Here is a 23,164-nt window from a genome sequence, read left to right as displayed (position 1 = left end):
TGATCCATAACAGTTTGGTCTTCCTCACTCACATACTCTCCGCATGATTACATACATTAACAGTGTAAGCGAACGAATGTAATCATACCTCTACCGAGGGGGGATGTGAGTGGGATTAACCTATGAAAGCCCCGTTCTGTTTGACCGATTTCACAGTCCATCGCGGGGGCTTCTGGACAAGGCTGACGTGTTTTCCAACATCGAGCAAACCGTATCCACAAATAACGGAACCTACGAATTGATTGTCGGAGCGGACTCCCAGTTGCGCAGCCGGGGGACGTTTTTTGCGATTGTCATTACGCTGATTCAACAAGGGCGCGGCGGCATGTTTTTTTACCACAAATTTCAGGAGCGACGGTATACGTCACTGCAGCAGCGCATTTTTCAGGAAGCGATGTACGCGGTAAACCTCGCCTCCGAGCTGCGCCAATACTTGCGTGAGCACGAAATCGACTTACCGATTCGCCTCCATTTTGACATTGGAAAAAACGGCCCTACCCGAAAGTTTATCCAACAACTGCTAAGCCTAGCGGAAACCAATCACTTCCGGGCCGAAATCAAGCCGTACTCGTTTTGCGCCTCAACGATTGCCGACAAGTTTACCAAGTAGGATGAGCTACTCAATCTCCATGCGGTTCGCTCTGATGCGTTCCGCTTTTTTTACGGAAAGAATGAGGCCCTCCCTGTTTGACATATTCGTTTATCCGCCCATTCATTCCTGCCGCGGCTCCTTTCCCGGAGCGCATTTGCAAATGAATTGACATTCGTTTTTTCGTGCATTATGATAATGATTAATTGAAGCGTTTTCAAAAGGCGTGTTACTGGTCATGCAGGCATGAGCCGAGAAGATCTTTTTTACACAAAAAGGTTTTTTCGGCTCTTTTTTGTCTTATAAGGTAGGTGGTGGATGTTGACCCGTGAACAGGAAAAACCTCATACAATCACGCGCGTTTTGAATCATAACGTCGTGCTTGCCGAAGAGCCTGTTTCCAGACAGGAAATTGTCTTGTTCGGCAAAGGGATCGGATTTGGCGCCAAACCCGGGAACACCATTCTTCCCCATGACGCACGTGTGGAAAAACGCTTCCGCTTGGAAAATGAAAGTCACCAGCAGCAATACCATACGGTGCTGAGTCAGGTAGACCCGGCTGTCGTCGGCATTGCCGAAGAAATCATCGCGCTGATCGCCAAGGAAATTACTCCGAAGCTGAACGAGCATATCCATGTCGCCTTGCCCGACCACATCCAGTTTGCCATCTACCGCCTGCGCAACGGCATGGAAATCGTCAACCCGTTTTTATTTGAAATCCAAACGCTATACAGCAAAGAGTTTGCGCTGGCCAAAAGGGCAGCCGACATGATCAAATCCTCCTTCTCGCTGGATATTCCCGAGAGCGAGATCGGCTTTTTGGCCTTGCACATTCACTCTGCGATCAGTTATATGCCGGTTAATAAAGCCGTCCAGTTTACCAATCTGATTACGGAGCTCGTCGGCATTATCGAAGAGCGTACGGGAAAAACGATTGAGCGAAGTACAGTGGATTACGTCCGCTTGATCACACATCTGCGTTATGCTTGTGAACGCATCCGCCAGCAAAAATCCATTCAAAACCCCCTGCTGGATCGGGTCAAAGCCACCATTCCCGATTCCTACGAGCTGGCGGAAGAGCTGGCCCGGCACATTGCTTCCCGGTTGGATTCCCCCGTGCCGGATGACGAAGTGGGGTACATGGCCATGCATGTATTCCGGCTGACCAATCAGCCGACCGAATAAGCCTTCGTCTTTAAGAAAAGCAAAATAGCATGAAAAACCAGCGTGTTACTAGTTCGACTAGGCATGAGCGGTGATATCGTACGGCATAGTAAGGATGCCGTATGTTTCCCGACTCATGCCTTTTTTCGTACTCTCAGACGCAAAAGGAGGAGCTTATGTTACGCGGTTTGTTCTCTCGTAAAAAACAGCAGCAGGAAGTGACGCTACTGGCCCCCTTGACTGGCGAGGTCGTTGCTTTGACCGAAGTGCCCGATCCCGTTTTTGCCCAGAAGGTGGTGGGTGACGGTGCAGCCATTATTCCGACTGAAGGCGTGTTGGTATCGCCTTTGGCAGGAAGTGTCACTCACTTGTTCCCGACTCATCATGCCATCGCGCTGACAAGCGAAAGCGGCTTGGAAATTTTGCTTCATATCGGCATCGATACCGTCAAGCTGAAAGGAGAGGGATTTACTCCCCATGTCAAAGCCGGAGATCAGGTAAAACCGGGCGACAAGCTGATCAGCTTTGACCTGGATGTCCTCCAGAAAGCGGGCTGCCCGATCGTTACTCCGGTCGTGATTACCAACGGCGATCTGGTCGCCGAGAAAAAAGTCGTGTCAACCGGTAGCGTGCGGGCAGGCCAGGAGCCTCTCATGCAGGTGATCGTCAAAGGAGGAGCATCATGATTCGTTTTGACGTACATGTCACAGCCGAGGGTGGCCTGCACGCTCGTCCTGCAGCCCTCTTGGTCAACAAAGCAGGACAGTTTCAATCCAAAGTCACGGTGATCAAAGATCAAAAGAAGGCGGACGGGAAAAGCATTCTCGGCATCATGACGTTGGGTGCTTCCCTGGGAGACCGGCTGACATTTGAAATTGAAGGTGCGGACGAAGAGCAAGCCGCTGCCGCGCTCAAGGAACTGTTCGATAAGCAATTCGAAAGCTAATTGATGAGCCAGGACGGTGAACCAGTATGTTTAAAGGAATCCCGGTCTCGGCCGGCATCGCGATAGCTCCAATCGCCAGACTGACGGCCCAGCCTGCGGTCGCGGCAAACGATGAAAAGATTGATCCCAGCCGCAAAACGGAAGAATGGCAATGCCTGGAGCAAAGTATCGAGCTGGCCAAAGAACAGCTATCCCAACTGAAGGAAAAAGCGTTGGATCAGCTGGGGCCTGAGAAGGCGGAAATCCTGTCTGCCCATATCGCCTTCTTGGATGATCCGTCATTTACAGGCGAAATGAAAGCCCGCATCGAGAACCAACTCTGTTCGGCCCAGGCCGCAGTCCAGCAGGTCGCCGGGGAGTTTGTCGCTTTGTTTGAGGGCATGGACAACGACTATATGAAAGAACGGGCGGATGACATTCGCGACGTCAGCCGCCGCCTGCTGAAAAACTTGTCGGGCGGTGACAGCCATTCCATCGGTTATCCTGAAGAACCGTTCATCCTGGTTGCCGAGGATGTCACCCCTTCGGAAACGCTTCAGCTCCCGCTCAGCCATGTCAAAGGCATCGCCACTGCAAAAGGCGGCCCCACTTCTCACGCCGCGATCCTGGCCCGCTCGCTTGGCATTCCTGCCGTAATGGGCGGCGGAGAGGCATTTTTGACTGCTGCGGAAACAGGCAAGCTGATGATTCTCGACGGCGCTACAGGGGAGTTGTTTCTCGATCCCGATGAGGGACAGCTCGCCTCTTTCCGGGAAAGGGCGGAACAGGAAGCGGCCGACCGGGAAACGCTGGAGGCATTGAAGGATTTGCCGGCTGTCACACTGGACGGTCATCGCGTGCATGTCGTGGCCAACATGGCGGTTCCCGAGGAAACAGAGGCACTGGTCGCGTCCGGTCTCGATGGTGTCGGACTGTTCCGCTCCGAGTTCCTGTTTATGGACCGGTCCAATCTGCCGGATGAAGAAGAGCAATTTACCGCTTATCAGCGCGTGGTCTCCGCGTTTCAAGGAAAGCCTGTCATCATTCGGACGCTGGATGTAGGGGGAGACAAACATCTGCCTGCACTGGCTCTGCCCCGGGAGGACAATCCTTTTCTCGGTTTCCGGGCTATCCGCATCTCGCTTGCTCGGCCGGAGCTGTTCCGCACCCAGCTAAGAGCCTTGCTTCGGGCGAGCGCGTACGGCCGCCTCCTGATCATGTTCCCGATGATTTCTCATCTGGAACAGCTTCGCGAAGCCAAGCGGCTCCTGGAGGAGGTCAAAGCAGAACTGCGGAAGAGCGGAACCCCGTTTGACGAGGAGATCGCCATCGGGATGATGATGGAAATTCCCGGCGCTTGCCTTCAGGCGGACGCCTTTGCCAAAGAGGTGCAGTTTTTCAGTATCGGAACCAATGATCTTGTTCAATACACACTGGCTGTAGACCGCATGAATGAGAACATCGCCCACCTGTACAGCTACTACCATCCGGCGGTTCTGAGACTGATCTCACACGTCATCAACGCCTCCCACCGGGCAGGGATCTGGACCGGGCTTTGCGGGGAAATGGCCAGTGATCCGCTGGCAACCGAGCTGTTGTTGGGAATGGGGCTGAATGAGTTTAGCGGAGCAGCAGCCGTCATGCCGAAGGTAAAGGCGCGCATCCGCAGCACCACGATGGATCAGGCTAAACAGGTAGCACGGCACGTACTCTCGCTTTCCAGCACAGAGGAGGTCTACTCCTATCTACGCGACAAAACAGAATAACCTGTTTTGTCCCTGTCTCTTGTAAGCGCTTGCAGTCATATGCATTTTCCTGTAGCTGTCTTTTTAGTCTCGTCAGGCAGTCCGATTCTCCGGTACGCCCTGCTTTTGTCCATCCATTATCACTTTCTCACCGGAGAACGGCTTTCTGATATACAACATTCAACAAGGAGGTATTATTATGCTAGCTTTTCTGCAACGGATTGGGAAAGCGCTCATGCTCCCAGTCGCGGCATTGCCGGCGGCCGCACTTCTGGTTTCCTTCGGGCTTCTCGACTACGAGAAGAACATTCCGCTCGGTGCGACGGTGGGAGGCTTCCTCAATCAATACGTAGCTCCGTTTCTCCATGCGGGAGGTTTGGCCATCCTCGACAACCTGGCCCTGATATTCGCTGTGGGTGTCGCCATCGGTCTGGCAGGCGATGCGGTCGCGGCATTGGCGGCGGTCATGGCCTATCAGGTGCTGGTCGGCATTTTGGCTAAAGTGCCGGCTGCGATGCCTTTCATCGACGATAACGTCGTGCTGAAAATGGGCGTTCTCGGCGGTATTTTGGCCGGTGCGATTGCGGCATTCTTCTACAACAGGTATCACGACATCAAGATGCCGGATTGGCTCGGGTTTTTCAGCGGCAAACGCTTTGTGCCAATCATCACCTCGCTCAGCATGGTCGTGATCGGCCTCGTTCTCGGGATGATCTGGGCTCCGATCCAGAACGTTCTCGATATGTTTGGAAACTGGGTGGTCAGTCTGGGTGCGATCGGGTCCGGAATCTTCATGTTCTTCAACCGTCTGCTTATCCCGTTTGGCCTGCATCACGTACTCAACGCGATTGCCTGGTTCCAGATCGGCTCGTTTACCGATGCGGCCGGCAACGTGGCTCACGGGGACTTGCACCGCTATTTTGCCGGTGACAAAACAGCCGGGATGTTTATGGCCGGTTTCTTTCCGATCATGATGTTTGCTCTTCCCGGCGCAGCATTTGCCATTATTCATACGGCTAAAAAAGAGAAGCGCAAAATGATCGCCTCGGTTTTCATGAGTGCGGCGCTCGCTTCTTTTCTCACAGGAATCACGGAACCGCTTGAATTTGCTTTCATGTTCGCGGCACCATTGCTGTACCTGGTGCATGCTGTTTTGACCGGACTCTCCGGTTTCATCGTGACGTCTCTGGGCATCAAGCACGGATTCGGCTTCTCGGCCGGTCTCATTGACTATCTGGTCAATTTCCACTTCTCTACAAACGCGTGGCTGATCATCCCGATCGGTCTTGCCTTTGCGGTCGTCTACTACTTCCTGTTCCGCTTCATCATCGTCAAATTCAACCTGAAAACGCCGGGACGGGAAGATGATGAGGAAGAGACTGAGAAAAAGGCGGGGAATACGTCCATGCATGATAAAGCCCAGGCCGTTCTCTCTCTGATCGGCGGCAAGGAAAACGTAGTCAGCGTCGACGCGTGCATAACACGTCTGCGTCTGGTGCTGAAGGATGACAAGATCGTCAATGAAAAGGGATTGAAGGATCTGGGGGCTGCCGGTGTCATGAAGCTGGGACAGGGCAGCGTGCAAGTGGTTTTTGGCACTCAGTCCGAGGTGCTGAAGGACGAAATCAAGAAACTGTAAAACAGATGAAGGGCTGGAAGAATGCCAATGAAACGTTTGTTGGATTGCACGGCGTCCGACTTTGCGCGGATGTCGGGACAGGATTTGAAGCAGTCGATCAAAGCCTCTGAAGGCCGTGTCCTGGTAGCCGAGGTCATTTCCGCCTTCACTCCGCTGTATCCGAGCGTGAGCAATGCTGAGCTGGCAGCTTCTTTTGGGGCCGACATGATCCTGCTCAATTTCTTTGACGTCTTTTCTCCTCATGTCGAGGGATTGACAAGCGCAAAGCCTGAAGAAATAGTCCAGGACCTCAAGCGGCTGATCGGAAGGCCTGTGGGGCTGAATCTGGAGCCGGTCGACCCAGACGCCAGACAAGCGGAGCAGCTCCACTCCCTGCCTCCTGGCAGACTTGCTTCTGCCAAAACGTTTGCCGCTGCCAAAGATCTCGGTTTTGACTTCATCTGCTTGACCGGAAACCCCAAGACAGGGGTTACCAACCGGGAAATCCGGGAGGCAATTCAAACAGCCCGGACAGTGATGGGAGCAGAGATGCTGATTATCGCGGGAAAAATGCATGGAGCCGGCGTGGAAGGGGAAGCTGGCGGTGATTTGGTCGCAAAGCAGACGATCATCGATTTTATCGAAGCAGGAGCGGACATTATCCTGCTGCCTTCCCCCGGCACAATTCCCGGCATCACTCTCGACTCGGCAAAGGCCATGGTCGATACAGTTCATGCCCACGGAGCTTTGGCTCTGCTCGCGACAGGAACCAGCCAGGAAGGCTCCGATGAGGCCACGATCCGGCAGATCGCGCTTGCCAGCAAGATGGCAGGTGCCGACCTATACCATATCGGGGATGCCGGGTACAACGGAATCGCCATCCCGGAAAATATCATGCACTACTCGATTACCGTGCGCGGCAAGCGCCACACTTACGTCCGTATGGCTTCTTCTGTATTGCGGTAACTCGGCTTTCGGCTAAACGATATGGGCCCAGCGTATGAAAGCTTGCTAAAAACAGATGCAAGACGACAGGCAGCGATTGATCACGCCGAAGCATGCCGAAGCGGTTCTTTCACGGGGAGAACCGCTTTTTTCTGTAAACTGACATCCATTCTATGTTCGGATACACTCTCTTTTCCGCTCGATGTTTGGACAATCTGCAGGTCCTCCTGTTATCTGCTTTTCAAACCGCTCCAGACGGCTTAGAAATTCTCCGCAGGCAGATTCACTCCTCGGTGCCATCATGGCCAGCTCATACGCAATTGTTCGTTTCCATATATCCAGCTGCTTCCGATTCGCTTCGTGAACGTCCACCTCTCCCACCCCTCGCTACATCGTTAACGAAATCTCTTTCCTGCAATCGCCACTCCATTTTGCTATAACAGCAAAGTCAGACAGATAAATAAATCTCGCAGCTGGCATTTCAACATACGTGTCAGCACGGGAAGGTGATTGGCTTTAAAATCGTACTCCCCCTTTTCGTACTTGAGGTACGTAGACGCATTCTTGAACCCTAAAGCGGCAGCCATTTCCTTTAGGGTAATGCCGATTTCCATCCTTCTTCGTGCAATGAAATTCAGGTTTATCCTCTCCAACGGTAAACCCCCTTTTTTTGCCAAATAAGCAAAATGTTATTATCCATATCTTACCTTTTCATTTTCAGCAAAGTCAAGCATATCCTTGTCATTTCAACAAACCGCTATTTTCCATTATGGAAAATTGGTAGAATAGTATTGCTATGATGGAAAGGTTGTGACACTATGTCAATCGTCGGTCAACGGATCAGATACCTTCGGGAAAAACATAAATGGTCCCAAATCCAATTGGCCGAAAAATTGGGCATTCACAATACCGTTCTTTCCCGCATCGAATCGGGCGAGAAAAAAAGCGTGGATAATCACCTGATATCCAAGGCTGCTGACGTATTTTCGGTTACGACTGATTTTCTGCTCGGAAAAACGGAAAACCCTACTCGCAATGGGACATCGCAAACAACCGGGTCAGATGAGCACATCTCCTTTTTTGACCTGGAGGGGCTATCCGAAACGGAAATTGATGAAGTGAAGAAGCATATCGAGTACCTCAGGTGGAAGGCGCTGCACGGTAACAAAGGAACAAACAAGTAGCAGCGGTCATCCACAATTGTCCTGCTCTGCTCGAATATAAAGCTGGAAAAAGCCGCAAGCATTTTTCGTTGTGATGGCCGCCTTATTTCTGTGCCAGGCAACATTGCACCCTGCGGCATTTTTTACACCATGAAAAGGAACATACGTTCTCTGTTGTTTCGGAAGGGGGAATCACCACATGCTCTCTCATTACCGGCAAACGGATTTGGAACGCTGGTTGACCCAAATATATGCGGATGTTGGCATCAGTCATTGTGGCGACCTGCAAGAAAGGCCGCTGGCCGAGATGCTTGGCATCGAATTGTACTACCGTCCCTGCCCCTCGATGCGTTATGAATCCGGCAATTACCGCAGCATTACGGTCAATTCAACCCTGCCAAGGCCTGTTCAGCGCGAACATTTTTTTCATGAGCTGGGCCATATTTTACGGGGGCATACCGGGAAGCAGCACCAGATGAATCCCGCTTTTCGTCAGCTGCAGGAGGCGCAAGCCGAGCAATTTGTTCTCTATGCGGCCATGCCTTTCTTTCTCCTGGCGCCCCTGCTTCTCGCCTACCGTGAATGGGTACCGTCCTCGGTCTTGTCGATGGAATTTGGCGTGACAAGGGAACTGGCTGACAAGCGTATTGCCCAGATTAAACGGCGAATTATTTCTGAGGGAATACGAAGGGGAGGAAAAACGAGGAAAAGGAAAAGTGCTCAATGAGAAACCGCGATGTATGCAAACAAATAAAAAGTGCCGGAGAAAATAATCCGACACTTTTTTTATGTTAATTCGATCCAGGCCTGCGACCATTTCTCGATCCCCAGTATGACCGGTTCCAAAGCAAGCCCTTTTTCCGTTAGCGAATATTCCACCCGTACCGGGGCAGAATCTGTATACACGTGACGATGTACCAAGCCTTCTTTCTCCAAATCCTTCAGCCGCTCAGACAAAAGCCTTCCGCTGATCGGAAGCGCCTCTTCGATGGCACAGAATCGCTGCGGTCCGGAAAGCAGCTGATACAAGATCAAACCAGTCCACCGCTTGCCCAAGAGCTGCATTCCTTTTTCAAACTTCGGACAGAGAGAGGACTGCTTCATAGTAATCACCTCGATTCAATTCCAGTATAACGCTCTTTTGAAAATCCTTCAAAGTGTTGACGTGTTATAATTATTAATTTATACTTACTAACGAAATGTAACCTAATTACTATATTGAATAACCGTAGGATGTCACTTTATGGAAAGACAATTTGATCAACGTACCGAGTGGGGGCTTTTGCTCTTGCGCGTGGTTGCAGGTATAGCGTTTGTCATGCACGGAATGTCAAAATTCCAAATGGGACTCGATCAGGTTGCCGGTTGGTTTGGCAGCATGGGTATTCCCGGCTTTTTCGCTTATGTCGTCGCGTTTCTTGAGCTCTTGGGCGGAATTGGCTTGATTTTGGGCATTGGCACCCGAATTTTGGCAGCTCTGTTGGCAGTCGTGATGGCCGTCGCTACGATCAAGGTGAAAATTGCAATGGGCTTCCTCGGTGGGGAAAGTGGTCCTGGATATGAGTTGGATCTGCTTCTATTCTTTATCCTGCTGCTTTTCGTTCTCTCCGGACCGTCCTTCTATTCCCTCGACCGCCTTTTGTTTCAACGCCGTTCAAGCAAATAAAGACCGCAGCATATTGCAAAAACCGAATGGTGCCGGGACGATCCGGTCCATTCGGTTTTTTTGCGCTCAGTCACCAACTTTTGACCGGAACTTCTCTACAGGCGGCATGTTCTTGGGCCCGGGTACACATGATAGTAACGATGAGGAGGTGAGTCTATGATGCCAAACCAAAACAAGCGCAGCAACATTATCTACCACCCTGAAACCGAGGTGCCCGCAGGTTCGATTGACAAGCGGAAAGTGGTCAGATCCCAACCAGACGAGCAGTATCCGATTCCCCGTGCACATCCGGTTCCTTGGCAAGAGGATTGAGGAGCTTTACATACCGTTTTAAGGATGCGATCAAATCCCTACCCGATATTCAGGCAATCCCATCAACAATAGGAGGACTTTTCGCTGTGAAACGCATAACCTTTCTCACCGTTTTTGTCCTGATTTTGTCCCTGTTCACTGTCCATGCCGCAGCCAACCAGGATGTCCCCTACCACTTTGGATTCAAGAAGAGCAAGGGTGGACAGCTTCCCTCGATTGACCAGGAGGGCTTTAAAGGCATCGTCGATAAGCACGAAGCCATTTTTCTCGGGGATACCTCCAAAAAAGAGCTGTTTCTTACGTTTGACAATGGCTATGAAAACGGGTTCACCCCTCGTATTCTGGATATCTTGAAAGAAAAAAAGGTACCCGCCACTTTTTTTGTTACCGGGCATTATGTAAAGGATCAGCCGGAGCTGTTAAAACGGATGACCGCTGAGGGGCATATCATCGGGAACCACTCCTGGAGCCATCCGGATATGACACAGATATCCAATGAGCGGATCAAGGAAGAATTGGATAAGGTAAAACAAGCTGTAGCCGAAGTTACCGGGCAAAAAGAGATGGCCTTCTTGCGTCCGCCGCGAGGAATTTTCAGTGATCGTACACTGGCGGTCAGCAAGAAACTGGGGTATACGAATGTTTTTTGGTCGATAGCCTACAAGGACTGGGATACGAAAGCGCAAAAGGGCTGGAAGTACGCCTATGACAGTGTCCTCGCCCAGCTTCATCCCGGAGCGGTTATTTTGTTGCACTCGGTTTCAAGAGATAACGCCGAGGCGCTTTGCAAGATTATTGACGCCGCACGAGCGCAAGGGTACGAATTCAAAAGTCTGGACCTCCTGCGCCCGACTCTCCCGCATCCTGCTCCGTGAAATCTTTTTACCCATCATTCCCCCAGTTTTACCGGATTCATCACAACCAATCGAGTAGGAGGGGGCGACTAACCCCCGTCCTCTCACACCACCGTACGTACCGTTCGGTATACGGCGGTTCACCAAGCTTGACGAATTTGAGAATATCGTTGCACTAAGCTTTTCAGCCCTTGTTGTTGCCAGTAGGCAATGCCGAGGGCTTTGTGTATATGCGGAGATTTTGTGGTACGCCATGCACCCTTGCGGGTATTTGCAATTTCAATGGCTTTTACGTGAGATATGCCAAGAGAACGAAGTTCTCGATATCTGGTTCTCACGCGTTTCCACTGCATCCACAAACAAAGACGGAGCCTGCGCCTTGTCCATTCCTCAATGGATTGTAGAATGCCCTTCGCGTCTGCAAGGGCGAAATATCCAATCCAGCCCATGAGGTACTGATTTATTCTTTCAATCCGCTTCTCCATCGAGATGCTCCACACCGGATTCGTGATCGTGCGGATTTTCTCTTTTAGCTTGAGGAGGGATTTGGGGTGGATGCGAATCCTTGTCTGTTTTGCAAAGGTAAAACTAAAGCCCAAGAATTTTCGTTTCCATGGTCGGTCTATCGCGCTTTTCTCCTCATTTACTTTTAGCCTTAGTACCTTCTCCAAGTGGTTTTGAATACTCTTCTTTACTCGTTCCCCTGCCCGTTTTGTTTTCACGTAGATATTACAATCGTCTGCGTAGCGGCAGAAACGGTGGCCTCTCTTTTCGAGTTCCTTGTCCAAATCATCAAGTAGGATATTTGCCAAAAGTGGGCTTAACGGCCCACCTTGCGGTGTTCCTTCACTTGATGTTGTACAGACGCCATTTATCATGATCCCCGCATTCAAGTAGGAACGAATCAGTCTTAAAATTCTCTTGTCCTGAACTTTTCGAGCCACACGGCTCATTAGAATATCATGATTTACGCGATCAAAGAATTTCTCTAGATCGATGTCCACCACGAAACGATATCCTTCGGAGATATACGCTTGCGCTTTCCTTACTGCCATGTGAGCGCTACGTTTTGGACGGAACCCATAGCTAGATTCCGAGAAGGTGGGGTCGAAGATCGGCGTTAACACTTGGAGGATGGCCTGCTGAATAAAGCGGTCTACCACGGTGGGAATGCCTAATAACCTTACACCACCGTCAGGTTTCGGGATTTCGACTCTGCGAACAGGTGAAGGTCTATAGGTTCCCCTTTCCATCTTCTCGCGGATGGCTTGCCAGTGTTCACGTAGATAATCGCGTAGTTGTTCGGTTGAAACACCATCGACTCCACCGACACCTTTGTTTTCCTCCACTCGTTGGAGTGCCATCCGTAAGTTTTCCCGTGATAAGACTTTTTCCAGCAAATCCATAATGATGTTCCTTCCTTCGCACATGCGGACTCCGTGCTTGCTGTACGATACTCAGCCCTCTTTTGTACCCTCGGGGCTTCACCCCTGCTCTTCAAAAGTAGTTCCTTGACAGAATTCTGCTTCGACGTACCGTATCAAAAGACATGGATCGCATGCTGACTTGATGTTCGGCCCTTCCCCATTCAAGCGTCCTCTACTCGGGTACTATGGCCTCTGCTGACTTCTGCATGTTCAGCGTCTCCTTACGGAGACGGTTACCAACAGTTGAAGGCGTTTCATGCAGACCTCCCCAGGTAAGAACGATAACTTTCATCCCATGTACCTGCCCAAGTTTACTACTGTATCCCTTGGCTGTATGGGGCTTTGTCTTGTTTGGCAGACTCGCCCGGATACAACAGCCTCAAATTGGGTTCGTGTACCTCAGGTCGGGATTTTGCCGCCGGCTTCCTTCAGATTCGACCTCGCGGTCGACACCCTTGCCTTGAGCTAACGGTTGGTACAGCCAACCCCCGTTCGGGACTTTCACCCTATAGCTATCGCCCATGCTGGGCGCACAAACAGGAACCTGCCGCTACGCTTTGCACGGCAGGTTTTTTGTGTGGATCGCCACATGCGGCGGGGACCGCTTTTTCCCAATCGCATACGATGCAATAGAAGCACAATCCCGGTTCTTTAAAAAGGGAGGTGATTTTCATCCCGGCATACCGCATACGCATCTCGATCAATAAACTCCGCCTCTATCTCTTTGACGGCAATCGCCTCATCCGTTCTTATCCCGTCGGTCTGGGCAAAATTGCGACCTCTACCCCGCGCGGCAACTTCACGATCATCAACAAGGTTCCCTACCCCAATTCTTACCGCGGAGGTCCATTGTCCGTTTTCGGCACCTATTGGATGGGGCTGAGCAAGCCTCATTACGGCATTCACGGCACCAATAATCCATCATCGATCGGCCATTACGTCTCACGCGGCTGTATACGCATGCATAACCGAGATGTAGAGAGCTTGGCCAAGCTGGTTCCCATTGGTACGCCAGTGCAGATTCGTCAGGAATAGGCTGAGGTAGATCAACAAAAGCAAACTAGTTCAACATCGAATCGATGGCTGGGGGCCATACTCCAAGCCAAGAATAATTGTAGAAAAAAGTGCTTTATCCAATAAATTTGCTTGGAAGACAAAGGGGATGGTATTATATGTAAAATATATTTGAAAGGAGTTGATGATTTGCGGAATTTGTTCCTATTTTTCATATTTACCTGCTTATTCGTGACGGCTGGATGTGTTAAAAACGACAACTTATTACCCGATGACTCAATAAAAGAGCAAACGTTAAAAATTGGAGTCATTGGACAGTCTCCCGCCGTTACTGAAACAAATATTGTTTTCACAGAAACAACATTTGAAAAGCTGAGTAACGCCACTGATACGGATTTCGATGCTCTATTTATCATGCCGGAGAAACTTGAAGAAGCATCACATGGGCAATATGCCAAACTCTACAAAAGTGTAAAATACCCCGTATTCTTTATCGGATCTACAAAGTCATATTACCCATTCACAGAGGAAACTTTAACTTATTCCAACGCTCCCTCAACACATTCAGGTATGTATGCAACTGGGATGATTTATGAGGATGGACAGATTAAAATATTTGAGTATGGTTTAAAAAATGGAGAGAAGACAGAGGAGAATCTTAAAGCTTTGTACACTCTTATTTTTAAGACCATTATAAATGAATTTGTCTTAAGAAAAACGAACTAGCTTATAAATGTTTAATAACTACGCCGAAAAAGGGGCTATCCCTCGTCATTCTTTTGACTTTGGAATGCCCCTTTGTGTCATGTAATTTCCGGTGACAGAAAGATACTTGTATCCACTATAGAAGTATCGGTAATGTTTTAAAGCATTTGCGACACACTGCCATCTCTGCATTTGTTTACAATAGCAATAAATCTGGGTCGATAAGTATCCGAGACTTTTAACCTTTGGGACACTTCACCGTATCCACATGCAGCGCTTAAAGCGTCTAAAGACTGCAGTTTTTGAGGATGTTCTTTTTTCACTTCTTCCAACGGCCTTCCACTATATTTGGCAATACGTTGTGTTGCTTCTTCGTAAGTTAGGTCCTCAACAACAACTTTCTCTTCTTCCGTTGAAGCATGGGTACCTTCGGTTTGAGCGGAGGCAAAACCACCAAGGCTAAGAACGACGAACAGCATACTCAATACAGCAAAAAACGACTTTTTCATTTCTTCCTCCCTATGGGCTAACCATATTCGTTAACAAAAAGAAATGGTTTCCCAAGTATTGCAAAAAATATTATCAAATTCCTTTCCGAATAGTTGTATGATGGAAAAGAAATCCTACCATTCCGGAAGGGGCAATTTCGAATGAGCACACAAACGGCACTGATTATTGTCGATGTTCAATCCTCGATCGTGGAATACTGCTATCAGGGAAATAAAGTGGTGGAACGGATTCAAACGCTTCTCGAAAAAGCACGGCATGCGAACATTCCCGCCCTTTTTGTCCAGCATAACGAGCCTGAAGGCAGCCCGCTCGCCACTGGCACCCCCGGATGGCAGATACATCCCACCCTTTGCCCGCATCCGGATGAACCGATCATTCAAAAAACGGCATGCGATTCGTTCTTCGAAACTTCCTTGCAAGACGAATTAAAGGCTCGCAACATCGATCATTTGGTGATCGTCGGCTTTCAGACCGAGTACTGTATTGATACGACATGCAGAACGGCAGTCTCGCACGGCTACGAAGTCACCCTTGCCGGTGATTGTCACTCTACGACCGATGACGCCGTCCTGAAGGCGGCGGATATCATTGCCCATCACAATGCGAATTTGAATGGATTGGGTACTCCGAAAAACATTATTACCGTAAAAGAGTCTCGTGAGATTTTTGAATAAAGAAAATCCCCCGAGGAGTCTGCCTCCAAGGGGGATTTTGATTATAGGAATTAGAGCATTACTAATGCTACTTCTGACAAAGAAAATGACCAATTATTATTTTGCCAAAAAACTTACAAGCTCCCGATTAAACTTCTCTAACTCGTCATAAAACAACCCATGCCCGCTGTACAAAAATGGGACCAGCTCCGAGCCCTGGATACCGGCATGCATAAATTCGGCAAAGGGGTACGGACATACTTTGTCCTGAACGCCATGGAAAATAGCGGTTGGAACGGAAACAGCGGACAAATCCCGGCGCAGGTCCTCATCTCGCAGAGAGACGGCGCACATTGCCGTTGCGTGACCAGATGCCTCCATACCCAGTCCGTGCATCCAGTCTTTGATACCCTCCGTCACGTAGCTCGCAAAAAACATGTCCCCAAAGTCATTCAGCATTTTCGGCCGATCTGTATAGGTTGCCTGGATGAGACTGTTGACCTGCTCCTTTGTCATTCCGTACGGGTAATCCGGACGTCTGGTAAACAGAGGGGCTGCCGCCGCAAAAAGAGCCAGCTTGGAAACCTTATCTGCTCCGTATCGGGCCATGTATCTGATCGCGATGGCTCCTCCCATGGAAAATCCGGCGAGAGTGATATTCTCCAGCTCCAGGGTGTCTATGACCACCCGAATATCATCTGCCAATCGATCGTAGGAATACCCTCTCCAGGGACGGTCCGACTTTCCAAATCCGCGCAGGTCGACTCCAATGCATCTGTACCCCATTTGGGGAAGCTGGTTGAACTGATATTCATACATTTTGTGATTAACCGGCCAGCCGTGGATAAACAGCACTGGTTTTCCATTGCCCGGGTCGAGATCCTCCACGTAAAGATTTACATTTTGTTCAACCGCAACGTAATAGCCCATCAAAATTACTCCCCTTCTGGATGATTGCCTATGCATACCTTATGTGGGGAAGAGCAGGATAGATACTTGTCTTGCAACAAAGCATGTAGTCCGACCACCGCCGTGCAGCGCCGCAATGTGTTCGCGAAAGGCGCGCGTCCGGCCGCTGCCTCGATATAGCGGCAGGCTAGCCATCATCGCAAACGAACCGCCAGTGCCTTTTTCATTAACACGCTAGGCCAACATTTGCGTCTTGCGGGAAAAGACCTCAATTTGTTGCTTTATAACGATCAAAAAATGAACACCCGGTTCTCCAAAAACGTAGAGAACCGGGTTCGTCCATAACATAAAAGCTTGAACACTGTTTGGGGAGACGAAGCCGACATCAGACTCCGATTAATTCTTAGACGCTGGGGCAGGGGCAGGGCCGGCTTTTTCTGTTTGCGTCATACTGTCCCCTTTTGATTTTGCCATATCGATTTCTTCTTGCGTAGGCGGCGCTCCAACCGCAAAGCCCTTGATTATTTTTCCGAGCGTTGCAGTGTCAAAATCATCACGAGTGTACAATTCTACCGTGAATCCCTCATGCTCCCAAATCACGATACCGTTCGCGAAATAGACCTTGGCCCCTTCAATAACCTCAGTCTTGACCGGGTCAGTAGTGCCGATGCCATTTTCACCGCCCTGAGAGATCAAGAAATCAGCCGTTTTCTCGCCGTGACTGTATTGTACTTCCACCATGGTTTTTCCGTGAATGACAGTGTTGACGTATTCATAATCTGCGATCCAGGAGGGCGCGGGGAAATTCATGCCTGTTGCCAAGCGAGCTTCCTGCAGAGTCAGCTTTGGAGATGCCGGCCATTCTGTCACTGCGGAATCCGCTCCCCTATCCTGCCCGGCCGATACACTCTTTTCAGAAACCGGCAGTTCCTTGTATTGGACAATTTCCATATTCCCAACTTGAAAACGTGCCAGGATTGACTGGATCATGCCTTGCGCGTAGGAGGTCGTCGAAAGCGCACCGCCAATGAGAACTATAACAGCAGCAGCCGCAGCGGCCGTTTTCCATTTTCTATTCATCAGAGCTTTCCCACCCTTTTTCGTATTTTGGAGTTGAATGGTTCCCGTCTCGATTTTGTTTACCAGACGCTTGTAAATGCGCTCCTTGGCCAAGCTGTTATTGATCTCCGCCTTTTCAAGCAATTCAACGACGTTTCCATATGTCTTCGGATCATGTTTTTCACTCATCCTTGAACCTACCTGCCTCCAAGATTTTGTGTAGCTTTTTTAAACTCCTGTAGACCACGACACCGATATTGGACTCGCTTACACCCATTAGCTCGGCTATTTCTGAATTTTTCAGACCGGCAGCGAATTTCATTGCGATAATATTGCGTTCTTTGTCGCGCAGCTTTGCCAGTGCTTTAAACAGTGCCTGATGATCATCGTCCCGGATTGCCAGCTCGTCGGGAGACGGCTTGGGCATGATCAGCTCTGTTATGGAATCCAGCGAAAAGTGGAATCTTTTTTTCCGGGCGCGATAGTAATCTGTCACAGTGTTTCTGACAATCGCGAACAGCCATACATCAAATTTTGCTTTTTCCTCCGAGAAACTGTGGTATTTGGAGATGACCGTTTCAAAAACTTGACTGCAAATATCTTCTGCCTCGTACTGATTGTGAATCCGGTAGCAGATATACTTGTACACGCGATCGAAGTATATTTCGTAAATTTGAGAAAACTGCTCTGTAGATAAAACACCCTCACGGAGCCTGTCTTTTTGATCGTGGCAGATTTCCATATGTACTCTGGCACTTTCCAACTCCTTTCCTCCTTTCTGCCTTTCTCCCTTCCCATTTGTCCATCTTGTATAGGGAAGTTTTACGTATGTTAATACGTCGCCTCGCCAAAAGCATTAACAAATCGTTTTGAAATTGTTGTTTTTGAAAGGCGGGTGGTTTAGAAGGAGCCAGTTTAGAACGTACGCGGCTTTACGACAAGCCGAGCAAGCAGCTGCCACGGCAAAAAGCCCTCCCCGGATGGCTCTGAAGTGCACCCCTTAGAATGGACATTGGATTAAACCCCTGGTAAATCCGATGAAATTTAAGGGGTGCATTTTTTATGGTGAAAAAGGGGCAAACGTTTAGAAGTTATTCTCACGAATTAAAGGTGGAAGCCATACGACTGCATATCGAAGAAGGATGGACATACCGTCGAATCATGGAGCATCTGGGGATTCCGGACCGCCACCGGCTTAAAGTATGGATGAAAAAATATAAACAGTTAGGCGAATTTGGGTTGATGGATCAACGAGGTAGACGTGAAGAATATGTTGATCAAGATCGATATGTTAAAAAGCTAAAACGAGAGAACTCGATGCTAAAAAAGTGTTTGAAAATCTGGATGCGGGAGGTGCAGCCCATAAGTATGAGGCGATCAAGCAAGTAGCTGGTGAGTATACGACTAGTGAACTTTGCAAGCTGTTTGGAGTCTCAAGAAGTGGATACTATGCATACTTGAAACGGCAACAAGCGGACCGGGACAAGCCCGTGAAAGACCTCATCAAAGTAGTTTATAAGAAGTATGATGGTAAATATGGGTATCGACAAACCCAGCTGTTTCTCTTACGAGATCACGGGGTATGGGTCAACCATAAGAAGGTACTACGTCTGATGCAAGAAATGAAGCTCCGTTCTCGAATACGCCGCAAATATCGAGGTCACTATGCTTCAACCGAAGGTGGACGAGTCGCTGAGAATGTGATGCAGCGGAATTTCAAAGCGGATGCACCTAATCGAAAATGGGTAACCGATGTCACACAGTATCGTGTCGCGGATACGTGGCTCTACCTGTCTGCTATTAAGGATTTGTTTAATAATGAGATTGTGGCTTACCACATTGGAGTTCGCAACGACAATCAGTTGGTCCTACGGACCTTTGAGAAAGCCTTTAAAAAGACGAAAGACGTGACTGGACTGATCGTTCACAGCGATCAGGGATTCCAGTACACGTCCTACGCTTACCACGACATGTTGCCGAAGGTTGGCGCCCAAATCAGCATGTCTCGGAGAGGCAACTGTTATGATAATGCCTCGATGGAGAGCTTCTTCTCGCATCTCAAAACGGAAGGGCTCTACCCTTATGATATCCGAAGTGTGGATGAGGCACAAAGGCGAATTGAGGAATATATTCAATTCTACAACCAAAGTCGACCACAACGAAAATTAAAAAGGCTGACGCCTGTTGAATTCAGACGTCAGCTGTCGGTCTAACGGTCGGGTTTTTTCTTACTGTCCACTAAATGGGGTCTTGACCACTCCGCAGGAGGGCTCTTCTCATTTTTTCATCGACATATGCAGCTTTTCGACAGTTTTACAGTTTTTGTGGCTCCGTCCCATTCCACCTTCAAGCCAAGTGCCGAGGCGAGCTCTCGAGCGGAAGCATATGCCGTCCCGGACTCAATCGTTCCGTTCAAAGCAAGCCCATTTACGCTGACCTGCTTCGCCGCTGGATTCCATGCAGGAACCACTCCAACCGCTTCCGCAACCGCTCGAACAGGCAGGAGGGAAACTCCGTTTTGGAGATACCCCTGAGCCGAAAGCCGAACTCCGTTTATTTCAATCGTTACCTTCTGAGGCAGCGTACCTGCAGCGATTGCCCTTTTCAACCCATAAACTTCAGCAAGCCCGGTTACTATCGCTCTTGCACACGCACGCCGGTACGTATCGCTCTTCAACAGCTCAGCTTCTTCCCTATTGGTCATAAACCCGCACTCGGCGAGGATCGCGGTCATGTTTGTTTCCCGCAGCACATGGAAATTCTCTGCTTTGACCCCGCGGTTCTTCCGGCCGGTAGCGAGGACAAGCGCACGCTGAACGGCTTCGGCCAGCTTTACGGCTGCGGGAGGCCGCGATGTGTAGACAAACGTCTCGATGCCGTTTGCGTCGTTCCAATCATTCCCGAAGGCATTTGCGTGAATGGAGACGAATGCATCTGCCCTCCAGGCGTTGGCCTTGTCTGTGCGTTCCTGTAACGGCACGTCCCGGCTGCCGTCGTCAGCGTGGGTAAACAGCGTCTCTACCCCATCGTATTGTTTCAATTCATCACGGACATAACGGGCGACCACGCTGTTGAAGTGGAACTCCCGCATGCTGTCGTCCGGCGTTCGCTTTCCCGGTGTTTCCGGGCCGTGTCCTGCATCTATTGCTATCTTCACGACATATCACCATCCCCATACTTTTCCTTCTCCTGTCTCCGCTTGATGGCTCTGGCCAGCTTGTGTTCGATCTCATCCGAAACGGCATTCATCGCCCACTCCGGTACCCACTTTTCCCAACCAGCTCGAACCACATTGGCCGTCATGCTTTTCCAAATGTGCAAGCCGAATGCCGCAATCAGAAAACCAAAGCCAATCCCCGGTGTTCCGATTACCGTATCGATCAGGTGACCTACTGCCGGCATGAAGAGCAGGAATGCTGTCCGAAAAGCCCCGTTGATTCCGTATTCGGATGCGTAAGAACCATCAATTTTGGAGGCCCTGTATCCCGCTATCCAGTCCATGGCGATCAGAAAGACGTACCATGTCATGATTAACATCCTCACGGGATTTTCTCCGTATAAAAAATGAAAAGCCGAGATACAAGCGGCGCCAGCTGCACCAGATATGATTGAGTCTTTCATGCTTATCATCCCTCCCTTAGGAAAAAAAGTCGGGGAGCCGCAGCTCCCCATAAAAAAACGCCTTCACTCGTAGTTGAGGAATGGCGTCCGCTATTGTTGTTCAACTTGTGCGGCTAAAAGCTCGGCAACCGGAGCTTGATATTCTTCCGTGTGAATGACAGGCGGAAGAAGCATCGGCCCTTTTTTCAGCCAGCTTGGTAAGAAACGGGAAAGCCACTCGGATTGCTTCCGGGTGGCTTTCCATATTTGCTTACAGTACAAGATTATCATGGGTTTGGGAAAAAGGTTTCTCAGTTCTGTTTCAAAAGTTGATCAAGATTATATCACCGGTTACTCATCTGAAACCATAGTGAAGCTGGCCAGAGGTTTCTCCGAATATCCCGACAGGTGGTGCAGTAAAAATACTGTAAACAGCCCTTGAGTGTAGACTGACCACTGAAGAAGAGATGCCCTGAGGAGGGGAAAAGCAATGAGGAAGTTAACAAGTCTGCTATTCGTAGTGTTCAGTTTACTTATGCCGCTTACAGCTTTCGGGCAAACGCAAAACAACTATTGGTATCAATGTACGATTGACCCAAACCTTACCGATTTTGAAAACGGGAAACATTGGGTCCAAAAAATCACGTATCAAAATGGGGCAACGACAACGATTAATGAAGTAGATACATTTCCATTCCTGATGATAAACAATAATTTTATACCTAACGCGGATATTACAATCAAAAATGGTTATTCGCTAGTTCCCATCAGACTTGTCACCGAAGAATTGGGGGGCCGGGTGAACTGGGATGCGAAGAACAATACGGTAGTCATAGAATCTACAGGCAAAAAAATAGTACTAAAAGCAGGAGATCAAAATGCAGTCATCAATGGCAAACCAGTCGTCTTACCATTAGCTGCACAATTGATTGACAATCGAGTATATGTCCCTTTAAGAACCGTCGCAGAAGCATTTGGTGCAGACATCAGCTATACGATCGGGATTATGCCCTTTACAAATCCATTGCTATCGATTGATACCAGAGCGAAAAATGTAACCAAGGAAAAGGCAATCCAATTAGCCAGCAACGCCATGATCCAGGCATTCGCAACATTTTTGAAAAATGGGAAATATGCGGATGGCAGCTATACTTCCAATAGGACATTAGCTGAAATCAAACAAAGGATAAACAATATCTCCTATCAGGGTGAGACAGCGGGATACTGGATACTGAGTGGACCTTATGAAATCCTTGTAGATAAATCAACAGGAGCGCTATTTTTCAAATACGGCACAAAAAATGTAAGTGGTTCTTATGCGGAAGGGATTTCTCCGGTCGATGTGAATGACATGGATGTTTTCGCCAGAGGTTATTTTTTAGGCTGACATGTGGACTTACTATTGAAAAATGGAGATTCACTCCTAATATTTGGTTTATAATCGGGTTTGGTTCCACACTTATTTTTTAGGACGTGTCACGTATGAAAAAAATAAGAACCCTACTCGCCTCTCTTCTGCTAATTCTTGTGTTCATTATTGCTCTCAACAATTTCATTTACTTGCCAGGTTTTAAAAATTGGTCCTTTGATGAAATTATCACATTTGATAAAGAAAAAATCTCTTCAATTTACATTAGAAATAGCAGTAAAGAAATACATGTAACAGATCCAAACACTATAGACAAAGTATTGAATGATTTCACGAAGATGGAATTCAGTAAAAGAAGATTCGCGTCTGATATTAAAAAGTCTAATAGCAGTGGTAATAAGCAAAAGTATTTCATAGAATTGGAAGACAGCAATGGTGATCTTGTAGAAATGATTTATCTGTCAACGCCGGAATTAATTTGACCCACGAGCGCCGGTATAATTTTGACCCACCTGTGCGCCTGGTGTCGAATAGATTCCGGTTTTTAGTTTTTCTTTGAGCCGGTAGCTGTTCCCCCGGATGTTCACGACGTGGGAGTGATGCAATAAGCGGTCGAGAACAGCTGTAGCAAGAACGGGATCGCCCATGAGTTCGCCCCATTCGCCAAAGCTCTTGTTGCTAGTCAGAATCATGCTTCCTTTCTCGTAGCGTGCACAAACCAACTGAAAAAACAGGTTTGCAGCGAGCGGATCGAGGGGGAGGTAGCCCACCTCGTCCACGATGAGGATGCGTGGCCTGAGATATACCCTCATTCGTTTGTCCAGGCGATTCTCTTCATAAGCTTTTCGTAAATCGCCCACGAGCTGCGCGAGAGAGACGAAATACACAGGCAATCCTTGTCCAATGGCCTCCATAGCGATAGCAACGGCTAAATGCT

29 protein-coding genes and 1 pseudogene are annotated in these 23,164 nt (G+C 49.0%); 19 read left to right on the top strand and 11 right to left on the bottom strand.

Translation table 11 applies throughout. The features are described 5' to 3' along the window. Positions 1-109: 109 nt before the first annotated feature. The 7 genes from NSQ24_RS00360 (at position 110) to NSQ24_RS00330 (ending at position 7,007) form a co-directional block, all read left to right on the top strand. The gene (locus NSQ24_RS00360; RefSeq protein ID WP_003392728.1) at positions 110-610 is read left to right on the top strand and encodes a ribonuclease H-like YkuK family protein; all 501 of its coding nucleotides are present in this window, start codon (positions 110-112) and stop codon (positions 608-610) included. A gap of 300 nt (positions 611-910) precedes the next feature. Beyond that, on the top strand, positions 911-1,774 hold the full coding sequence (locus tag NSQ24_RS00355) for a transcription antiterminator (RefSeq protein WP_319800745.1): 864 nt from the start codon (positions 911-913) through the stop codon (positions 1,772-1,774). Between the two features lie 155 nt (positions 1,775-1,929). Next, positions 1,930-2,439 carry a PTS glucose transporter subunit IIA gene (locus NSQ24_RS00350; protein ID WP_003392724.1) on the top strand — a complete coding sequence of 170 codons (510 nt, stop codon included), beginning with the start codon at positions 1,930-1,932 and terminating at the stop codon, positions 2,437-2,439. Further along, complete coding sequence (locus NSQ24_RS00345; RefSeq protein ID WP_003392722.1) at positions 2,436-2,699, top strand: HPr family phosphocarrier protein; 264 nt, start codon at positions 2,436-2,438, stop codon at positions 2,697-2,699. The genes NSQ24_RS00350 and NSQ24_RS00345 overlap by 4 nt, the downstream gene beginning before the upstream one ends. Positions 2,700-2,725: 26 nt before the next feature. Then, positions 2,726-4,444 (top strand): phosphoenolpyruvate--protein phosphotransferase, encoded by a 1,719-nt coding sequence (gene ptsP, locus NSQ24_RS00340; protein WP_003392720.1) that lies wholly within the window; start codon positions 2,726-2,728, stop codon positions 4,442-4,444. A 178-nt stretch (positions 4,445-4,622) separates the two neighbouring features. Beyond that, positions 4,623-6,062, top strand: coding sequence for an N-acetylglucosamine-specific PTS transporter subunit IIBC (nagE, locus tag NSQ24_RS00335; RefSeq protein WP_003392719.1), 1,440 nt, complete (start codon positions 4,623-4,625; stop codon positions 6,060-6,062). A gap of 27 nt (positions 6,063-6,089) precedes the next feature. Continuing rightward, on the top strand, positions 6,090-7,007 hold the full coding sequence (locus NSQ24_RS00330; RefSeq protein WP_003392717.1) for a hypothetical protein: 918 nt from the start codon (positions 6,090-6,092) through the stop codon (positions 7,005-7,007). Between the two features lie 150 nt (positions 7,008-7,157). Here NSQ24_RS00330 and NSQ24_RS00325 read toward each other — a convergent pair whose 3' ends face one another. Both NSQ24_RS00325 and NSQ24_RS00320 read right to left on the bottom strand, forming a co-directional pair. Beyond that, a complete protein-coding gene (locus tag NSQ24_RS00325) occupies positions 7,158-7,358 on the bottom strand; it encodes a hypothetical protein (protein ID WP_003392715.1) in 201 nt (66 codons plus the stop codon). Between the two features lie 62 nt (positions 7,359-7,420). Then, positions 7,421-7,639: a helix-turn-helix transcriptional regulator gene (locus NSQ24_RS00320; RefSeq protein ID WP_003392713.1), complete on the bottom strand. Its 219-nt coding sequence runs from the start codon at positions 7,637-7,639 to the stop codon at positions 7,421-7,423. 165 nt (positions 7,640-7,804) lie between these two features. On the opposite strand from NSQ24_RS00320, the gene NSQ24_RS00315 reads away from it, so the two are divergent. Both NSQ24_RS00315 and NSQ24_RS00310 read left to right on the top strand, forming a co-directional pair. Beyond that, complete coding sequence (locus NSQ24_RS00315; protein WP_003392711.1) at positions 7,805-8,170, top strand: helix-turn-helix transcriptional regulator; 366 nt, start codon at positions 7,805-7,807, stop codon at positions 8,168-8,170. A gap of 178 nt (positions 8,171-8,348) precedes the next feature. Beyond that, the gene (locus NSQ24_RS00310) at positions 8,349-8,876 is read left to right on the top strand and encodes an ImmA/IrrE family metallo-endopeptidase (RefSeq protein ID WP_003392709.1); all 528 of its coding nucleotides are present in this window, start codon (positions 8,349-8,351) and stop codon (positions 8,874-8,876) included. A gap of 59 nt (positions 8,877-8,935) precedes the next feature. Here NSQ24_RS00310 and NSQ24_RS00305 read toward each other — a convergent pair whose 3' ends face one another. Then, positions 8,936-9,253 carry a helix-turn-helix domain-containing protein gene (locus NSQ24_RS00305; RefSeq protein ID WP_003392707.1) on the bottom strand — a complete coding sequence of 106 codons (318 nt, stop codon included), beginning with the start codon at positions 9,251-9,253 and terminating at the stop codon, positions 8,936-8,938. A gap of 139 nt (positions 9,254-9,392) precedes the next feature. Between NSQ24_RS00305 and NSQ24_RS00300 the strand changes: the two genes are divergently transcribed. The 3 genes from NSQ24_RS00300 to pdaA all read left to right on the top strand — a co-directional run bounded on the left by NSQ24_RS00300 (position 9,393) and on the right by pdaA (position 11,002). Further along, positions 9,393-9,815 (top strand): DoxX family protein, encoded by a 423-nt coding sequence (locus tag NSQ24_RS00300; protein WP_024985353.1) that lies wholly within the window; start codon positions 9,393-9,395, stop codon positions 9,813-9,815. Between the two features lie 156 nt (positions 9,816-9,971). Continuing rightward, positions 9,972-10,127, top strand: a complete 156-nt coding sequence (locus tag NSQ24_RS00295) for a hypothetical protein (RefSeq protein ID WP_157211872.1) — start codon at positions 9,972-9,974, stop codon at positions 10,125-10,127. A gap of 95 nt (positions 10,128-10,222) precedes the next feature. Then, positions 10,223-11,002, top strand: a complete 780-nt coding sequence (gene pdaA, locus NSQ24_RS00290) for a delta-lactam-biosynthetic de-N-acetylase (protein WP_243015067.1) — start codon at positions 10,223-10,225, stop codon at positions 11,000-11,002. Positions 11,003-11,121: 119 nt separating this feature from the next. On the opposite strand, the gene ltrA is transcribed toward pdaA, so the two are convergent. Beyond that, the gene (ltrA, locus tag NSQ24_RS00285) at positions 11,122-12,387 is read right to left on the bottom strand and encodes a group II intron reverse transcriptase/maturase (RefSeq protein ID WP_024985202.1); all 1,266 of its coding nucleotides are present in this window, start codon (positions 12,385-12,387) and stop codon (positions 11,122-11,124) included. A gap of 684 nt (positions 12,388-13,071) precedes the next feature. On the opposite strand from ltrA, the gene NSQ24_RS00280 reads away from it, so the two are divergent. Together NSQ24_RS00280 and NSQ24_RS00275 are read left to right on the top strand one after the other, a co-directional pair. Next, entirely contained in the window at positions 13,072-13,443 is a 372-nt protein-coding gene (locus NSQ24_RS00280; protein WP_003392701.1) for a L,D-transpeptidase, read from the top strand. A 168-nt stretch (positions 13,444-13,611) separates the two neighbouring features. Next, the gene (locus NSQ24_RS00275; protein WP_031933565.1) at positions 13,612-14,148 is read left to right on the top strand and encodes a hypothetical protein; all 537 of its coding nucleotides are present in this window, start codon (positions 13,612-13,614) and stop codon (positions 14,146-14,148) included. Between the two features lie 137 nt (positions 14,149-14,285). On the opposite strand, the gene NSQ24_RS00270 is transcribed toward NSQ24_RS00275, so the two are convergent. Beyond that, positions 14,286-14,636, bottom strand: coding sequence for a hypothetical protein (locus NSQ24_RS00270; RefSeq protein ID WP_024985356.1), 351 nt, complete (start codon positions 14,634-14,636; stop codon positions 14,286-14,288). A 141-nt stretch (positions 14,637-14,777) separates the two neighbouring features. On the opposite strand from NSQ24_RS00270, the gene NSQ24_RS00265 reads away from it, so the two are divergent. Next, positions 14,778-15,311, top strand: a complete 534-nt coding sequence (locus NSQ24_RS00265; RefSeq protein WP_339166961.1) for a cysteine hydrolase family protein — start codon at positions 14,778-14,780, stop codon at positions 15,309-15,311. A 96-nt stretch (positions 15,312-15,407) separates the two neighbouring features. On the opposite strand, the gene NSQ24_RS00260 is transcribed toward NSQ24_RS00265, so the two are convergent. The 3 genes from NSQ24_RS00260 to NSQ24_RS00250 form a co-directional block, all read right to left on the bottom strand. Continuing rightward, positions 15,408-16,220 (bottom strand): alpha/beta hydrolase, encoded by an 813-nt coding sequence (locus NSQ24_RS00260; RefSeq protein WP_003392693.1) that lies wholly within the window; start codon positions 16,218-16,220, stop codon positions 15,408-15,410. Between the two features lie 375 nt (positions 16,221-16,595). Further along, on the bottom strand, positions 16,596-17,447 hold the full coding sequence (locus NSQ24_RS00255; RefSeq protein WP_003392691.1) for a hypothetical protein: 852 nt from the start codon (positions 17,445-17,447) through the stop codon (positions 16,596-16,598). Continuing rightward, positions 17,440-18,021, bottom strand: coding sequence for a sigma-70 family RNA polymerase sigma factor (locus tag NSQ24_RS00250; protein ID WP_339166960.1), 582 nt, complete (start codon positions 18,019-18,021; stop codon positions 17,440-17,442). Before NSQ24_RS00250 ends, NSQ24_RS00255 begins: the two co-directional genes overlap by 8 nt. 299 nt (positions 18,022-18,320) lie before the next feature. Here NSQ24_RS00250 and NSQ24_RS00245 point away from each other — a divergent pair, with 299 nt between their 5' ends. Continuing rightward, positions 18,321-18,647: a helix-turn-helix domain-containing protein gene (locus tag NSQ24_RS00245; RefSeq protein ID WP_024985204.1), complete on the top strand. Its 327-nt coding sequence runs from the start codon at positions 18,321-18,323 to the stop codon at positions 18,645-18,647. After that, positions 18,587-19,471, top strand: coding sequence for an IS3 family transposase (locus tag NSQ24_RS00240; protein ID WP_155808033.1), 885 nt, complete (start codon positions 18,587-18,589; stop codon positions 19,469-19,471). Before NSQ24_RS00245 ends, NSQ24_RS00240 begins: the two co-directional genes overlap by 61 nt. A 71-nt stretch (positions 19,472-19,542) precedes the next feature. Here the strand turns inward: NSQ24_RS00240 and NSQ24_RS00235 are convergent, their stop codons facing one another. Both NSQ24_RS00235 and NSQ24_RS00230 read right to left on the bottom strand, forming a co-directional pair. Next, positions 19,543-20,415: an N-acetylmuramoyl-L-alanine amidase gene (locus NSQ24_RS00235; RefSeq protein WP_339166958.1), complete on the bottom strand. Its 873-nt coding sequence runs from the start codon at positions 20,413-20,415 to the stop codon at positions 19,543-19,545. Then, a complete protein-coding gene (locus NSQ24_RS00230) occupies positions 20,412-20,786 on the bottom strand; it encodes a phage holin family protein (RefSeq protein WP_003392684.1) in 375 nt (124 codons plus the stop codon). The genes NSQ24_RS00235 and NSQ24_RS00230 overlap by 4 nt, the downstream gene beginning before the upstream one ends. Before the next feature lie 562 nt (positions 20,787-21,348). Here NSQ24_RS00230 and NSQ24_RS00225 point away from each other — a divergent pair. Then, complete coding sequence (locus NSQ24_RS00225; protein WP_051925673.1) at positions 21,349-22,245, top strand: stalk domain-containing protein; 897 nt, start codon at positions 21,349-21,351, stop codon at positions 22,243-22,245. A 95-nt stretch (positions 22,246-22,340) separates the two neighbouring features. Continuing rightward, entirely contained in the window at positions 22,341-22,709 is a 369-nt protein-coding gene (locus NSQ24_RS00220) for a hypothetical protein (protein ID WP_031933571.1), read from the top strand. On the opposite strand, the pseudogene NSQ24_RS00215 reads toward NSQ24_RS00220, so the two are convergent. Further along, a pseudogene (locus NSQ24_RS00215) lies at positions 22,701-23,162 on the bottom strand (ATP-binding protein); the annotation flags it as partial. The gene NSQ24_RS00220 and the pseudogene NSQ24_RS00215 sit on opposite strands and share 9 nt — an antisense overlap. Positions 23,163-23,164: the final 2 nt, after the last annotated feature.

The sequence above is a fragment of the Brevibacillus sp. FSL L8-0520 genome, from assembly GCF_037963895.1.
Taxonomy (GTDB): domain Bacteria; phylum Bacillota; class Bacilli; order Brevibacillales; family Brevibacillaceae; genus Brevibacillus; species Brevibacillus borstelensis.
This window is presented reverse-complemented; position numbering and strand designations above follow the sequence as displayed.